The organism is Ruthenibacterium sp. (genome assembly GCF_017421385.1).
Lineage (GTDB): Bacteria > Bacillota > Clostridia > Oscillospirales > Ruminococcaceae > Ruthenibacterium > Ruthenibacterium lactatiformans.
In genome coordinates this window covers 1-14,694 of sequence record NZ_JAFOIN010000049.1, presented here as the reverse complement: position 1 = coordinate 14,694, position 14,694 = coordinate 1, and the positions used below count along the sequence as shown (strand labels likewise).

Below are 14,694 nucleotides of genomic sequence, written 5' to 3'. Positions count from 1 at the left end.
TCCCCTCCGCGGGGGCGGCCATGTTCGCGCTGCTTTCCGCGGGCGGCGATGTGGGCGCGTCCCTGGGGGCGTTCTGCGTGGGCCGCGCGGCGGACTGGGCGCAGGCGTCCGGCACGGTGTTTGCGGGGGCCGCGGGGGAATCTGGGGCGCTGCGCGCGGGCCTGCTGCTGGCGGCGGTGTTCCCGCTGCTGTGCTGCGGCGTGCACACGGCGCTGCATTGCACCGAAGCGCGGGGCGGCTTACCCGCAGGGAGCGAACGGCGGCACAGGCAATAGAAGAAAGCTGTTTTTCAAACCGGAACCGCCGTTTGCAGACGGGGCGAAAGACCGCAAAATGAACAAACGGCGCGGCCTTCATGGCCGCGCCGTTTGTGTGCCGGGAGGACAGCCGCAAAGCGGCGAAAGGGATGCGGTTTCCGGTTCGACAAACTGGGATTTAGCGTTGTGAAGCAAACCCCTCATATTTGGGTTCATATCTGTAGTGCAAGGTTGCCTCTATAAGTTCAAGTGTAAAAATCCCGACTTCAACATCAAGAAGTATGTCAATACGGCGACAGTTATTTTTTATCCATTGACCTACATTATCTTTGGTTAGCCTAAATTTCTCCATATCAGGGTCTGCCAAAATAGAACCTGAAAGAGTACTCATAGCAGAACCTGTATAGTGTTGACTTAGAAATCGTGCGTTACTGTTTGGACCTGCTTTTCCTATTTTCAAAAACTTATCATTATATAAAAATGTGTACACGCCCATTGTTCCAGTTTTCAAGCTTTTCGGAATATGAGGTATGCCACGGTCTATAATTTCTATTTTTGAAATATCTATTTCATGTCCTGCAATTCGTGTAACTTCCTTGATTATTTTTTCAAAATCATAAATATAATCCATTTATACATATTTCCCCTTTCTCCTCCAAATTCCGATTTATAGGTCTGTTCAATTCCATATTATCAGCCGACTGGATAAAATACAAGAACAGCCGTGCAAGCGGCCGTGCCTGTTTGTTGTTTTATGAACATCACACGTTGCCGGCAGGAGCCTGTTTTCTGGAAGGGCGAAAGAAAAAAGACGCCACATAGCCGTGATGTCTTTTCTATGGTCGGAGTGTAATTATAGAATCTGGATGAATCCCGTTAAATCAATGATTTGTAAGCAGTCAGCAAGAGGTTTTATCCTTGTTTGGACTTCATAGCTAAAGTAATTAGTATAATCAGCTGCAAAACGGGACAAGCAATGTAATTAACCCAAGGATTGAAAATAGTTGGTATTATATAGGCGACTCCACCTAAAATTCCACCGATGAGCGCAAGTGAAAAGAACGTTATTACTTTTGTTTTCTTATCCTTAAACGTATTCATAAATGGTACGCATAATGTAATAATCCACGCTAAGGCCCCACCGGACAAAAATTTAAACAGGGGAATATTGCTTGTAGTTTGCTCCATAGAAATTACATTGGAAATTGATAACTCACGCTGTTTCTCAATTTCTGAAATGATTGCATCATATTCTTCCTGCAACGCCGGGTACTGGGATACTTTTCCCATATCAATTTCTGAAAGACTATGTAAAATATTTACTCTTTTTTCAATCCTGTTATAGAAGAAAAAATTTGCATCTATATATGGAAAAACAAGGGCTATAACAACGATTACGGCTGCAAATATAGCATATAACTTTGGATTTTTAAAATTCTGTTGTATCCAAGATACAATTAACTCTATTACCTTGTCCATAGTATATCTCCTTATATTGTTTACCAATATGAAGTGTTCAAAAGAATTTGTATCATGGGAAGCAATTGTTGTCACTCAATTTTTTGCGAGTGCAATTATAGGATTGGTAACTATTTTTATTTTCAAAAATCCGCATAAGTACAGACATAGCAAAAAACCGCCGACAAAGGTCGACGGTCTTTTCAATGGTGCGAGGAACGAGACTTGAACTCGCATGGTATAACCACACGCCCCTCAAACGTGCGCGTCTGCCGATTCCGCCATCCTCGCTTATCCATGCGGCGTTTGTGCCGCGAATGATATTTTACCACACTGCGGCGGTAAAAGTCAATACGGTTTTTCGTTTTCTCCGCACCTCCTTGACACCGCCGGGCGGACGAAACTATAATCGGAACAGAACAGGCGGAAAGGGAGGGGTGCATGGGTGAAAAAAGAGGAGCGTGCGCGCATGCGCCGGCTGGCCCGGTGGCTGCTGCCGCCTGTGCTGCTGTGCGCGGGGTATGCGCTGTGGGTCGGCCTTACAGGGCGCGGCCCGGCGTGCCCCATCCATGCGGCGCTTGGGCTCTGGTGCCCGCTGTGCGGCGCGTCCCGCATGGGGCTGGCGCTGCTGCGGTTGGATCTTCCGGGCGCGCTGCGGGCAAACGCGGTTCTGCTTGCTTTGCTGCTTCCCGGTACCATTTGGGGCGCGGTGCACGCCGTGCGCTATGTCCGCACGGGGGACGGCTCTGTGCGCCGGTGGGAAAGGGCGCTGCTTTGGGGGGCCGTGGGCGTGCTGCTGGCGGGCGGCGTTTTGCGCAACCTGCCGGCATTCGCTTTTTTGGCGCCGCATTGAGCGGCTGTGTTCCCGCCCAAAGGGATTTTGTTTTTTATGCGGGCTCATTGCCTTTCCGGGCGATAGAAGTCATGCTATTGTTTAGAAAAGCACACAAATATTTTATGCTCCATGAACAAGCCTAGGGTTCTACCCCCTGATTAAAAATGTTTGCTCTTTTTCTGCATCAACGATGCGAGTATCAAATGCGACTGCCACTACATCGTCCCAACTTGATAGAATGCTCTTTCCGTTGCACTTAATGACTGGTAATTGTGCACTGTCCCAAACTACATAATAATCACGGTTTTCCAGAGGTATTGGTTTTTCACAATGGCTCATTTGTTTTGCGTCATTGGTGTTAATGATTTTTACAATTTGAGCAATCTCTTTTTCATCTTTAAGGATTTGATACCTTTCTAACGAATGAAAACATTCTTGCAATAAAGTGTTCCGGTTCCATTCCGATTCTTTTATATGTTGAGCGTTTACTGATTTTAATATAGCCAACCGTGCCCTTTGCTTTTGGTCCATTTTTATTCCCTCCAATTCTCTGTGCGGATGCCAATATACCATGCTCCGCATCCAACAGCAAGCGTCTGCGCGGCATTCAAATAATTATAAAGGGCAGCCTGAACGGCTGCCCTTTAAAAATTGCTTTTTGCTGCCCCGCGGGAGGGGCCCTTTATCCCGCCCGGCGGGCATGCGGCGAAGGGCGGCCGTCAGGCGTTGAACACGTATTCGTCCAGGCGGCGGAAGGCCTCCTGCACGCGGGAGAGCGGCAACGCCAGATTCATGCGGATGTGGCACGGGCCGTGGAAGGGACGGCCGTCCTGCCAGGCCACGCCCACGTCCCAGCCGGCGCGCTGCAGCGCTTCAATGCTCTTGCCGTGGGCTTCGCACCAGCGGGTGCAGTCCAGAAACAGCATGTAGGTGCCCTGGGGCCTGGAGACCTCCACGCCCTCAAAGCGGCGGGCGATAAAGTCGCAGGCGAAATCCACATTGGCCGTCAGCACCTGGCACAGCTCGTCCACCCACTCGTAGCCTTCGGGCCGGTACGCGCCGAGGAGCGCGTGCATGGAGAGCACGTTCATGGAATTGTAGTGGGACAGGGAGGCTTCCTTCTCCACGCGGTCCCGCAGAACGGGGTTGTAAATAATGTGGTAGCTGCCCACAAGACCCGCCAGGTTGAACGTTTTGGAGGGGGCGTATACGGCAACGGTGCGGCTGCGGGCGTCCTCGCTGACGCTCTGCGTGGGGATATGCCTGTGCCCACCGAGGATGATGTCCGACCAGATCTCGTCGGACACGACCATTACATCGTGCTTTTTGTACAGCTCCATGGCGCGCTCCAGCTCCCAGCGCTCCCACACGCGGCCGCAGGGGTTGTGGGGCGAGCAGAACACGGCGGCGTGGACCCTGTTGTCCACGATCTTTTTTTCCATGTCCTCAAAATCCATGCGCCAGACATTGTTTTCGTCTTTTACCAGCGGGCTGTGGACGATGTTGTAGCCGTTGTTCTCCAGGCTGTGGGTAAAACCGATGTAGGTGGGGGAGTGCAGCAGGACATTGTCTCCGCGGGAGCAGAAAATGTTCAGCGCGCTGACAACGCCGCCCAGCACGCCGTTTTCATAGCCGATGCACTCCTTTGTCAGGCCGGTGACTCCGTTGCGCGTTTCGTGCCAGCGGATGATGGAAGCAAAATATTCCTCCGTGGGAGAAAAATAGCCGTAGGCCGGATGCCGGGCGCGGGCGATGATGGCCTCGGGAATGGTGGGCACAGTGGGGAAGTTCATATCCGCCACCCACATGGGAATGGCGTCGAAGCCCTCCTTCGGAGCGCCGGGTGCGAAGCCGGGCGCGCCCAGTGCATCCACGGCGATGGCGTCTTTGCCGCGGCGGTCCATGATACTGGTAAAATCGTATTTCATATGCTCCTGCTCCTTTCACCCGCCGGAACGGGCGTTGAAAATACTGCTGTAAAGCAGCTTAAATGTTAAGCAGCTTCATAATAACACCGCACAGGGCCGCGTGCAAGGGGGAGCGCTTCTTTTTTATATGGTTCGTCCTTTTTAACAAAAGCCGCGCGTGTTTTTGCACACCCTGACGAAGCGCCGCTGTGCGCTTTCAGGTGAAGTATTCGCGGCTGCGCCGCACGTCGTCCGCATAGGCCTCGTTGATGCGCCGCTGGATGGAGAGGTAGGTGGCGAGCTCCGCCTCGGTGAACCCCTCCAGGCGCCGGAAGGTCAGCGCCTGGCACTGCTTGTCGAAGGCGGCGTGGTCCCGGTATACATGCTCCCCGGCGGGGGTGAGGCGGAGCATTACCTGGCGGTTGTTGGCGGTGTTGCGCACCTGTTCCACCCAGCCCTTGTCCCGCAGCCTGCGCACGAGCTGGGAGCAGGCGCTGGGCGTTTTGCGCACCATATTTGCAAGGTCGGTGACGGTGACGCCGGGGTGAAGGGCGATCCGGTCGATGAGATGCGCCTCCGCCTGGTACAACACATTTTCACCGTAGGAATGGGGCAGGGAATCGTATTCGCTCATCAGGTCATAGGCGGTGTCCTGCGCAGCCCATATTTGCTCCAGAAGCTCCTCGCGCTTTTTGCTCATGGCGCCACCCCTTTCTTTGCTTCTATTATTGTACTTTCTTTTTACGGCCGCTGCAAGCCGTGCTCAGGGCTCGCGCAGCAGCTCAAATTCGTTTTTGCGGAAACGGATAAGGCCTTCCGCGCGCATCCGGCCCAGCTCGGCGGAAAGCGCGCTGCGGTCCACGCCAAGGTAATCCGCCAGCTGCTGGCGGTCGAAGGGAATGGCGAAGCTGCGGCTGTTTTCCCGCAGCGCCTGGGCGGAAAGGTAGGACAGCAGCCGCCCGCGGATGGTTTTGGGCGAGGTGTGGAAAATCCGGCGGGAGAGCGCGAGGTTCTTCTGCGATGTCACGGCCAGCAGGTTGCGGATGAGCGCCGCATGGTGGGCGCAGGCGGAGGGACAGGTGCGCAGCAGGCGCGCCGTATTCAAAAACAGCACCTCGGTGCGCTGGGCCGCCACGGCGTCCACCATCAGCGGTTCGCCCGGCAGACAGGCATAGGTTTCGGCAAAAACCTGCCCGGGGCCCACATGGCCCAGAATGCTCCGGCTGCCCCAGACGTCCACGCTCTCGATGTTGACGCCGCCGGAGAGCACCAGGCCCAGCGCTTCCACGGTGTCCCCCGCATGGCAAATGACGCGGTCCTTCTCGTAAACGCGGCGCTCGGCGCGCAGGCATTGCAGCATATCGGCGGTTTCCCGGGGGGAGCAGCCCCGGAACAGCGCGGTTTGAGAGAGAAATAAAAAGTCCATGGCGCCCCTCCTTTTGTTGGAATAACAACAGACCGTTTGGGGAAATCATAGTATACTCTATCCGGAAAGTCAAGAAAAGCATCCCTGCCGCGCGCCGGCAGGGGGAAGGTCGGCGTCTTGACAAACTATACTAAAATGGTATAATAGACATGACCGGAAAACGCGGATGTGCCGCGCGGCCCGGCAGAAACAAGCGGAGGGCTATGCATGAGAAACGAATGGACCGGCTTTGTGCCCGGCGTATGGGAAAAAGAAATCGACGTCCGGGACTTCATCCAGAAAAATTATACACCCTATGACGGGGACGACGCGTTCCTTGCCGGGCCGACGGAGGACACGAAGGCGCTTTGGCAGCAGGTGCTGGAGCTTTCCAGAGCCGAGCGCGAGGCGGGCGGCGTGCTGGACATGGACACCCGCGTCATCTCCACCATCACCTCCCACGCGGCGGGCTATTTGGACAAGGAGAAAGAGACCATCGTGGGCTTTCAGACGGAAAAGCCGTTCAAGCGTGCGCTGATGCCCTACGGCGGCATCCGCATGGCGCAAAAGGCCTGCGAGGACAACGGCTATCATGTGGACCCGGAGGTCGTGGAATTTTTTACAACACACCGCAAAACGCACAACGCGGGCGTGTTCGACGCATATACGCCCGAAATGCGGGCCTGCCGCTCCAGCCATATCATCACCGGCCTGCCGGACGCCTACGGCCGGGGCCGCATCATCGGCGATTACCGCCGTGTGGCACTGTACGGCGTGGACCGGCTGATCGAGGACAAACGGCACCAGAAGGACACCACCCGCGTCATCATGTATTCCGACGTCATCCGCGAGCGGGAGGAGCTCAGCGAGCAGATCCGCGCGCTGGACGACTTGAAAAAGCTGGGGGAGATCTACGGCTTCGATATCTCCCGTCCGGCGAAGGACACCCGTGAGGCCATCCAGTGGCTGTACTTCGGGTATCTTGCGGCGGTAAAGGAGCAGAACGGCGCGGCCATGAGCCTGGGCCGCACCTCCACGTTCCTGGACGTGTACGCCCAGCGCGACCTTGCGGCGGGTGTTTACACCGAGCGGCAGATCCAGGAGTTCGTGGACCACTTCATCATGAAGCTTCGGCTCATCAAGTTTGCCCGCACGCCCGAATACAACGACCTGTTCTCCGGCGACCCGCAGTGGGTGACGGAATCCATCGGCGGCGTGGGCATCGACGGGCGGCACATGGTCACCAAAATGTCCTACCGTTACCTGCACACGCTGCAGAATCTGGGCACCGCGCCGGAGCCCAACCTGACGGTGCTGTGGTCCACCCGTCTGCCGGAAAGCTTCAAGCGCTTCTGTGCAAAAACCTCCATCGAATCGTCCAGCGTGCAGTACGAGAACGACGACCTGATGCGCGTGACCCATGGCGACGATTACGCCATCGCGTGCTGCGTGTCCTCCATGCGCGTAGGCAAGGAGATGCAGTTCTTCGGTGCGCGCGCCAACCTGGCCAAGTGCCTGCTGTATGCCATCAACGGCGGTGTGGATGAGATCACCAAAAAGCAGGTGGGGCCCAGGTACCGTCCCGTCACAGGGGATTATCTGGATTACGACGACGTGATGGAAAAGTACCGGGACATGATGAAGTGGCTGGCGCAGGTGTATGTGAACACGCTGAACATCATCCATTATATGCACGATAAATACTGCTACGAAAAGCTGCAGATGGCGCTGCACGACAAGAAGGTGACCCGCTGGTTCGCCACGGGCATCGCGGGGCTTTCCGTGGTGGCGGATTCCCTCTCGGCCATCAAGTACGCCCGGGTGAAATGCATCCGCGACGCGGACGGCATCGTGGTGGATTACGAGGTGGAGGGCGACTTCCCCAAGTACGGCAACGACGACGACCGGGTGGACGGCATCGCATCGGAGCTGGTGGATACCTTTATGAGCTATGTGAAGGGCAACCATACCTACCGCGGCGGCATCCCCACCACTTCGATCCTGACCATCACCTCCAACGTGGTGTACGGCAAAAACACGGGCTCCACGCCGGACGGCCGCAAAAAGGGCGAGCCCTTCGCGCCGGGCGCGAACCCCATGCACCGCCGCGACACCCACGGCGCGGTGGCCAGCCTGGCCTCTGTGGCGAAGCTGCCCTTCAGCGCCGCGCAGGACGGCATTTCCAATACCTTCTCCATCGTACCGGGGGCGCTGGGCAAGGACGACCGGATCTTCGCGGGCGACCTGGAGGTGGAAATGCCCGAGTTTGAGGCGGAGCATTGAGAGAAAGGCGGCGGCCATGACGGAACAGGAAAAGCAACGGCAGATCGACGCGCTGGTGGAGCGCATCGACGCCTTTATGAAAAACGGCGGGGGCCGCATGCGCGTCACCGGCGGCGAGGGCGAAGCGCAGGAGACCCGCTGCGCCGCCTGCTGCGGCGAAGGCGCGGCCGAAGCCTGCAACGCACCGGCCAAACGGGCCGGGCATAAAAGCCGCTGAAAAAGCGGCACAGCAGAGAAAGGAACCTGTTTATGAAAGCAAACGAACGACAGATCGACAACCTTGTCAGCCTTCTGGACGGCTATGTGGCCGAGGGCGGACACCACCTGAACGTGAATGTATTCACCAAAGAAACGCTGCTGGACGCCCAGCGGCATCCGGAAAAGTATCCGCAGCTCACCGTGCGCGTTTCCGGCTATGCGGTGAACTTCATCAAGCTGACGAAGGCCCAGCAGGACGAGGTGATTTCCCGCACCTTCCATCAGGCGATGTGAGATGGCCGCGCAAGTAACGGGCCGCGTCCATTCGGTGGAGAGCTTCGGCACCGTGGACGGCCCGGGCGTGCGGTTCGTGGTGTTTTTGCAGGGATGCCCCATGCGCTGCCTGTACTGCCACAACCCGGACACCTGGGACCCGGGCGGCGGCGTGCCAACCACGGTGGAGGAGCTGCTGGCGCAATACGCCCGCAACGAGGCGTTTTACCGGAAAGGCGGCATCACCGTCACAGGCGGAGAGCCGCTGCTGCAGATTGAATTTGTGACCGCGCTGTTCCGGGAGGCAAAGCGGCGGGGCATCCACACCTGTCTGGATACCTCGGGCGCCACGTTCCGGCCGGAGGACGCGGCGGCGCTGGCGCAGTTCGACGCGCTGTGCGCCGTTACGGACCTGGTGCTGCTGGACATCAAGCAAACCGACCCGGCCGCCCACAGGCGGCTGACCGGGCGGGAAAACGGGAACATCCTTGCGTTTGCCCGCTATCTGGCGCAAAAAGAGGTGCCCGTATGGGTACGCCATGTGGTTGTGCCCGGCCTTACCGACAGCGAGGCAGGCTGGAACGCGCTTGGGACGCTTCTTGCGTCGCTGCCCAACGTCCGGGCGCTGGACGTGCTGCCCTATCACACGATGGGGCGTTCCAAGTACGACGCGCTGGGCATCCCTTATCCGCTGGAGGGTACGCCCGCCGCAGAAGCCCCGCTTGCCGCCCGGGCGCGGGATGTGATTCTGGCCGCGCGCAGGGCGGCGCTGGAAAAGCCCGGCGGGCGCGCGGAGGAATAAAAGAAAATACAGCCCCGGCTTCTCAACAGAGAAGCCGGGGCCTTGTGCGCTGTGCATTATTCCGGCGTTTGCGGCGCCGGACGGGTATACCGGACGATCAGCACGCACACGCCCACGGCGGTGACGGCCTCGGTGACGGGCATGGCGAACCAGACGGCGCCGGGCCCGAGCAGGGCCGGCAGCGCATAAATCAGCGCGCCGCTGAGCACCAGCCCGCGCAGGACCGAAACAGAAAACGAGGCGCGGGGCTTCATCAGGGACTGGAAATAGTAGGTGGAGAAAATATTGAGCGGCAGCAGCAGGAACGAAACGCCGTAGATGCGCAGAATGGCGGGTGCGATGCGCAGGATGTCCCCGGTGGGGGACATGAAAATGCGGATGAACCCGTTGGGAAACAGAAAGACGAGCAGCGTCCACACCGCGCTGAAAAAGGCGGCGGCCATCAGCGCGTACTTCAGCGCCGCGCGGATGCGTCCCCATTTGCCCGCGCCGAAGCTGGCCGAAAGGATGGGCTGGGCGGCCTGGCCCACGCTGTATGCACAGCACTGGACCATGGTGCTCACGTTCACGATCACACCGTACACGGCCAGTGCGTCCGTGCCCAGTCCCTGCAGGATCTGGCGGTTGAACAGCATGGTCAGGATGCCCATGGCGATGTCGAGAAAGAACGTGGAAAAGCCGGTGGTCAGAATCTGCCGCAGCTTGGTTCCGGCATTTCGGAAGCGGACGGGCCGCAGCGTGCAGCGCCGGGAGAAAAAGTGGGACAGCATCACCGTGAAGGTGATGCCCGAGCCGATGGCTGTTGCCAGCCCCGCGCCGAATACGCCCATGTCACAGGTGAACACAAAAAAGTAATCGCCGAACACATTGAAGACGCCGCCCGCCAGCACCGCCGCCGTGGCAAGCCCCGGCGCGCCGTCGTTGCGCAGGAACGCCGCCAGCATCTGGTTGAACAGGAACAGCGGCACCACGAATTTGACGGGGAGCAGATATTGCTGCGCCAGCGGCAGCAGCGCGTCCCGCGCGCCGAACAGGCGCAGCAGCGGCGCGTCGAAAAATGCGATGGCGAGCCAGCTCACGGCGGCAAAGAACACGGTGCCCGCCAGCGCGGCGGTAAAATACTCGTCGCCTTCTTTCTGCCTGCCCGCGCCCCGCGCCGCGCTTAGCAGAACCGAGCCGCCGATGCCTGTCAGCAGCCCCAGGCTGTAAATGATGTTCCACACCGGCGCGACGATGGCCAGCGCGGCCGTGCCCTCCGGCCCCTGGTACTGCCCCACCATGGCCGAATCCACCAGGCCGTAGATGGAGCTGATGAGCGCGCTGCCGAACGCCGCGCCCAGATACCTGAAATAAATTTGCCTGACGTTTCCTTTCAGCAGAGCCATTGAGATCCCTCCCGTTGTTTTGCACACCCCGCGGGCATCAAAAAAGCCGGATAAAGAAACAGGCGTCTCAGCCTGTCACCTTATCCGGCCCATCATTTCCAAGTGAATGATCTGCCCTCCGAGTGAGCAGTTGACATTATACTAAAACAAAAGAGCGAAGTCAAGCCCTGTCTTACGGCGCGGGGCACGGCGCTATGGCAGGGCGGGCTGCTCCGGCGGCAGGTTGTCCTCGGTGTAGTATCCCACAGCGCCGCCCGAGGGGACAAGGCATCCGGTGGCGGGGTCGTAGCGGCGTGCAACGACGCCCTCCGGCACGGGAAATTCCAGATAGGGCAGTCCTTCCTGTGCCTGCTGCATATAATCCCGCCAGAGCGTCTGCAGCGGTTTGCCCGTGCGCACGCCCTGCTGGGACAGGTCGGCCGGGACGTCGTAGCCCCACCAGCCCGCCGTGACGTAATAAGGCGTCAGGCCCACAAAGGTGAAGTCGCGGTAATCCGTCGTAGTGCCCGTTTTGGCGGCGGCTTCCATCTCCCCGGCGGGCGCCATGCCCCGGGCGGTGCCGCCCGGCGCGGTGAGCACGCCCCGCAGCAGCCGGTTCATGATATAAGCCGTCTGCGGGCTGACGGCCTGCACGGCATAGCTGTCCTGCGCGGGGTCCAGATAAGTGGAGCCGTCCGCCAGCGTGACTTTGGTGTAATAGAGCGCGGGACGGTACACGCCGTCGCGGAAAACGGAATATGCGTTGGCAAGCTGCACGGGCGTAACGCCGTGGGTCTGGCTGCCCAGCACCAAAGGGCCGAGATCGTTGTCCCGCTCCGGGTCCAGATGGGTGAGGCCCAGGCTGCCGTACGCAAAGTCGAACAGCCTGCGCTTGCCCAGCATGTCGCCGATCTGCACCGGGACGGTATTCAGCGACTGCGCAAGCGCATCCGCAACCACTACGGGCCGCCCTGTGCCGGGCCCGTTGTAATTGGTGGGCCAGGCGCGCCAAACGTCGTCCCGCGCCTGGTTGGCGGGGTCGCCCGGGTCCAGCGAAAGGCCCAGCTTGCGGCAGTATTCCGTGTTCAGCATGCGGTGGTCCTGCTGGGTGTAGAGCGGCGCGTCCGCAATGAGGGAGGAATAGTTGATGACGCCGTTTTCAATGCCCAGCGCATATGCGGCGAGGGGCTTCATTGTGGAGCCGATCTGACGGGGAACGTCGGCGGCGCGGTTCAGCGAAAGGTCGTACCGTTTTTCGCCCACGCCGCCCACAAGCGCCAGCACGTGGCCTTCATAGTCCATCGTGGCCACGGCGGCCTGCGTGCGGATGTTCCTGTAAAATACCAGTGTGTGGACGCCGTCGGCATTGGGCTGCGCGCTGGAGCCGCGGAGCAGCGTTGTGCCGTCCTGCTCATAGACGGGCGTGTCGTCCGGCCTGAACACCGGCTCGCCCTGTGCGTTCAGCGGCAGGCCGTCGTCTCCGTAGGAAACGGCGTCGGCGCTGTCGAAGGGAATGCCTGTGTCGGCTTCTTCCTGCCGCCACAGAGCGGGGAAGTAGCCGTCCTCGCCGTCGTTTTCCATGAAAGCTTCCAGCATGCGCTGCAGGCGCAGGTCCACGGTGGAAAAGATGCGCAGGCCCCCGGTTCGGATGCGGGTGACGGCGGCGGCACGCCCGCAGTTCTCTTTTTCCATGATATCGTCCGCCAGCTGTTCAAACACAGCGTCGGTGAAATAAGAGTTCACCTTTCCCCTGGGGGAGGCGGCAGCGGCCTCCTCGCGGCTGCGCACGCCCAGCGGAGCGGCCGCCGCCGCGTCGTAATCGGCCTGGGAGATGCGCTCCTGGTCCAGCATCAGTTTGAGCACCCAGTTGCGCCGTTCCAGCAGCTTTTCCGGGTTGGAGTAAGGGCTGTACGCCACCGGGCTGCGGGGGATGGAGGCCAGCGTGGCGGATTCGGCCAGCGTGAGCTGGGAGGCGTCTTTGCCGAAATACTGCTGTGCGCCGGCCTGCATGCCGGAGAGCGTGCCCGTGAGCGGCGCGATGTTTAAGTAGGCCTCCAGGATCATATCCTTGGAGTAGCGCCCGGCCATTACGATGGCGCGTGAAATCTCTTTGAATTTGCCGGAAATGCTCTGGGCGTTGTCGCCGGTGAGGTTTTCGATAAGCTGCTGTTCCAGTGTGGACGCGCCCTGGCGGCTGCCGTACAGGCGGTGGCCTGTCAGCTCGTTGACGGCCGCGCCGAGGATGCGCCCCGGGTTGATGCCGAAGCGCTGGTTCCAGAAATTGCGGTCCTCCACACTGACGACAGCGTCCCGCAGCGTTTGGGGGAACTGCTCCAGCGGCGTCCAGACGCGGTCGTTTTCGCCGGTAAAAACAGCATATTCCGTCCAATCGCCGCCGGCCGGGTCCGCTGCATATACGATGGAGTTTTCCGCCATCTTCAGCACATAGAGGTCGGGCATGTCGGCGTCCGTGCCGGACAGGCGGGCCAGATACGAGGCAAATACCACGGCGGCCACGCTCGCCAGCATCACGCCCACGCAGCAGCAGCACGCCGCGATATACCCGATGCGGCGCAGAACGCGCCGTGCGGTTTTGCCGCCGCGCGTTTTGAGGGGCGCTGCGGCCGGAGCGCCGCCGTCCTGCCTGCCGGGGCTGGAAACGGCCCTGCGTTCGGGAAGCTTCACTTTCATTCCACTGCCTTCTTTCCTTGGATCGTTAAATGCTCCGGCACGCCTGCGGCGCGCGGGAAACAGCTCTTTCCCGTTTGAAACACAATACGTTTTCAAAAGACGGATTCTTGCATTTTGCCGCGATTGTAACGAATTGGTAATGAATGTTAAGGCAATACCGCACAATTCTGAGAGTCGAAGCGCGCCGGCCGGTTTTTTGGCAGGTTAAACAAAAAGCGCAGCGAATACTTTGTGTATTCACGAGCATTTTTGTGACAGTTGCCGGAAAATCTGCAAGCGAGGCGACGCTTAAGGCTTCAGCCGTGAATTGTGCGGTGCTGCCTTAAGAATATTGCAGCCCGCCGCAGGCTTCCAGTGAAGTGTACGGCGGGGCTGTCCGTTTTATGAATGGATCGGGCCTGGCGGCAACGAAAAAGGCGAAAAACGGGGCGGTTTGTAAGGAAGAACGCCTGTATGTTGATAAACTTGACACGTTGGAAGATAAAATATATAGTAAAGTTGAAATGCATCCGAGCGCGGCAGTTGGAGATTGCGGCTGCGCAGGAGGCTTTGCGGGGAAAATATCCGGGTGGCGTTTTGAAAAGAGAGGGTGAAAGCAGTGACTTGGGTTGTATGGGGAAAAGAACATGCGACGGGTGAAATGTTTACGCGTTTTTTGAACGCTCCAACGCGGGAGAAGGCCCTCGAAAAAGCCTGGTTCCTTTATGGCAACATCGGGTATATCTTAACCGTGCAGAAAATCTGAAAAGCGCACCGCGCCGGAACAGTTTTGGGTATGGTATAATGAGCTGCCTCGCATGTTCCGCACCGTCGAGGTTGTAGTTCCCTGACAGTTCTTGGTATGGTATAATCTCGCCGCCTACGAGGACACCGGGCTGGAGGTTGTAGTTCCCTAACAGTTCTTGGTATGGTATAATCGCCGGTGTCATCTCCCAAGGTCGTGAGTAGTTGTAGTTCCCTAACAGTTCTTGGTATGGTATAATGATTAAAACCAACGCAAAGATGCATCACGCGTTGTAGTTCCCTAACAGTTCTTGGTATGGTATAATAAATCGGATTTCTGCTTCATCGAGCCAACTGTTGTAGTTCCCTAACAGTTCTTGGTATGGTATAATCGTTTGAGTTGTCACCGCCGTTATACCACAGTTGTAGTTCCCTAACAGTTCTTGGTATGGTATAATTGAGCGCCTGCTGTCCTGCGGAAGTGTTCGGTTGTAGTTC

13 protein-coding genes, 1 tRNA gene, 1 pseudogene and 1 CRISPR repeat array are annotated in these 14,694 nt (G+C 58.4%); of the genes and pseudogenes, 6 read left to right on the top strand and 9 right to left on the bottom strand.

What is annotated here, in order from left to right:
- Window positions 1–275, top strand: a pseudogene (locus tag IIY41_RS05350) (hypothetical protein); the annotation flags it as partial.
- A 160-nt stretch (window positions 276–435) separates the two neighbouring features.
- Here the strand turns inward: IIY41_RS05350 and IIY41_RS05345 are convergent.
- The 3 genes from IIY41_RS05345 to IIY41_RS05335 all read right to left on the bottom strand — a co-directional run bounded on the left by IIY41_RS05345 (window position 436) and on the right by IIY41_RS05335 (window position 2,006).
- Window positions 436–888, bottom strand: coding sequence for a hypothetical protein (locus IIY41_RS05345; RefSeq protein ID WP_208489953.1), 453 nt, complete (start codon window positions 886–888; stop codon window positions 436–438).
- A gap of 281 nt (window positions 889–1,169) precedes the next feature.
- Window positions 1,170–1,736, bottom strand: a complete 567-nt coding sequence (locus tag IIY41_RS05340; RefSeq protein WP_058723415.1) for a hypothetical protein — start codon at window positions 1,734–1,736, stop codon at window positions 1,170–1,172.
- Window positions 1,737–1,922: 186 nt separating this feature from the next.
- Window positions 1,923–2,006 (bottom strand) — tRNA-Leu (locus IIY41_RS05335).
- Between the two features lie 154 nt (window positions 2,007–2,160).
- On the opposite strand from IIY41_RS05335, the gene IIY41_RS05330 reads away from it, so the two are divergent.
- Window positions 2,161–2,568: a DUF2752 domain-containing protein gene (locus IIY41_RS05330; protein ID WP_050006248.1), complete on the top strand. Its 408-nt coding sequence runs from the start codon at window positions 2,161–2,163 to the stop codon at window positions 2,566–2,568.
- A gap of 129 nt (window positions 2,569–2,697) precedes the next feature.
- Here the strand turns inward: IIY41_RS05330 and IIY41_RS05325 are convergent, their stop codons facing one another.
- The 4 genes from IIY41_RS05325 to IIY41_RS05310 all read right to left on the bottom strand — a co-directional run bounded on the left by IIY41_RS05325 (window position 2,698) and on the right by IIY41_RS05310 (window position 5,883).
- Window positions 2,698–3,081: a CDI toxin immunity protein gene (locus IIY41_RS05325; protein ID WP_050006247.1), complete on the bottom strand. Its 384-nt coding sequence runs from the start codon at window positions 3,079–3,081 to the stop codon at window positions 2,698–2,700.
- 188 nt (window positions 3,082–3,269) lie between these two features.
- Window positions 3,270–4,478 (bottom strand): MalY/PatB family protein, encoded by a 1,209-nt coding sequence (locus tag IIY41_RS05320; RefSeq protein ID WP_050006246.1) that lies wholly within the window; start codon window positions 4,476–4,478, stop codon window positions 3,270–3,272.
- 196 nt (window positions 4,479–4,674) lie between these two features.
- The gene (locus tag IIY41_RS05315) at window positions 4,675–5,157 is read right to left on the bottom strand and encodes a MarR family winged helix-turn-helix transcriptional regulator (RefSeq protein WP_009324317.1); all 483 of its coding nucleotides are present in this window, start codon (window positions 5,155–5,157) and stop codon (window positions 4,675–4,677) included.
- A gap of 63 nt (window positions 5,158–5,220) precedes the next feature.
- The gene (locus IIY41_RS05310) at window positions 5,221–5,883 is read right to left on the bottom strand and encodes a Crp/Fnr family transcriptional regulator (protein WP_050006245.1); all 663 of its coding nucleotides are present in this window, start codon (window positions 5,881–5,883) and stop codon (window positions 5,221–5,223) included.
- A gap of 207 nt (window positions 5,884–6,090) precedes the next feature.
- Here IIY41_RS05310 and pflB point away from each other — a divergent pair, with 207 nt between their 5' ends.
- The 4 genes from pflB to pflA are packed head-to-tail and all read left to right on the top strand — an operon-like array spanning window position 6,091 to window position 9,418.
- A complete protein-coding gene (gene pflB, locus IIY41_RS05305; RefSeq protein ID WP_009324319.1) occupies window positions 6,091–8,145 on the top strand; it encodes a formate C-acetyltransferase in 2,055 nt (684 codons plus the stop codon).
- Window positions 8,146–8,161: 16 nt separating this feature from the next.
- Window positions 8,162–8,362, top strand: coding sequence for a hypothetical protein (locus tag IIY41_RS05300; protein WP_009324320.1), 201 nt, complete (start codon window positions 8,162–8,164; stop codon window positions 8,360–8,362).
- A gap of 32 nt (window positions 8,363–8,394) precedes the next feature.
- Entirely contained in the window at window positions 8,395–8,637 is a 243-nt protein-coding gene (gene grcA3, locus IIY41_RS05295; RefSeq protein WP_009324321.1) for an autonomous glycyl radical cofactor GrcA3, read from the top strand.
- Window position 8,638: 1 nt separating this feature from the next.
- The gene (gene pflA, locus IIY41_RS05290; protein WP_009324322.1) at window positions 8,639–9,418 is read left to right on the top strand and encodes a pyruvate formate-lyase-activating protein; all 780 of its coding nucleotides are present in this window, start codon (window positions 8,639–8,641) and stop codon (window positions 9,416–9,418) included.
- Between the two features lie 56 nt (window positions 9,419–9,474).
- Here pflA and IIY41_RS05285 read toward each other — a convergent pair whose 3' ends face one another.
- On the bottom strand, window positions 9,475–10,803 hold the full coding sequence (locus tag IIY41_RS05285; RefSeq protein ID WP_172726153.1) for an MATE family efflux transporter: 1,329 nt from the start codon (window positions 10,801–10,803) through the stop codon (window positions 9,475–9,477).
- A gap of 192 nt (window positions 10,804–10,995) precedes the next feature.
- Window positions 10,996–13,473: a transglycosylase domain-containing protein gene (locus tag IIY41_RS05280; protein WP_287400093.1), complete on the bottom strand. Its 2,478-nt coding sequence runs from the start codon at window positions 13,471–13,473 to the stop codon at window positions 10,996–10,998.
- Between the two features lie 815 nt (window positions 13,474–14,288).
- Window positions 14,289–14,654: a CRISPR direct-repeat array (repeat unit 36 nt; unit sequence GTTGTAGTTCCCTAACAGTTCTTGGTATGGTATAAT).
- Window positions 14,655–14,694 lie beyond the last annotated feature (40 nt).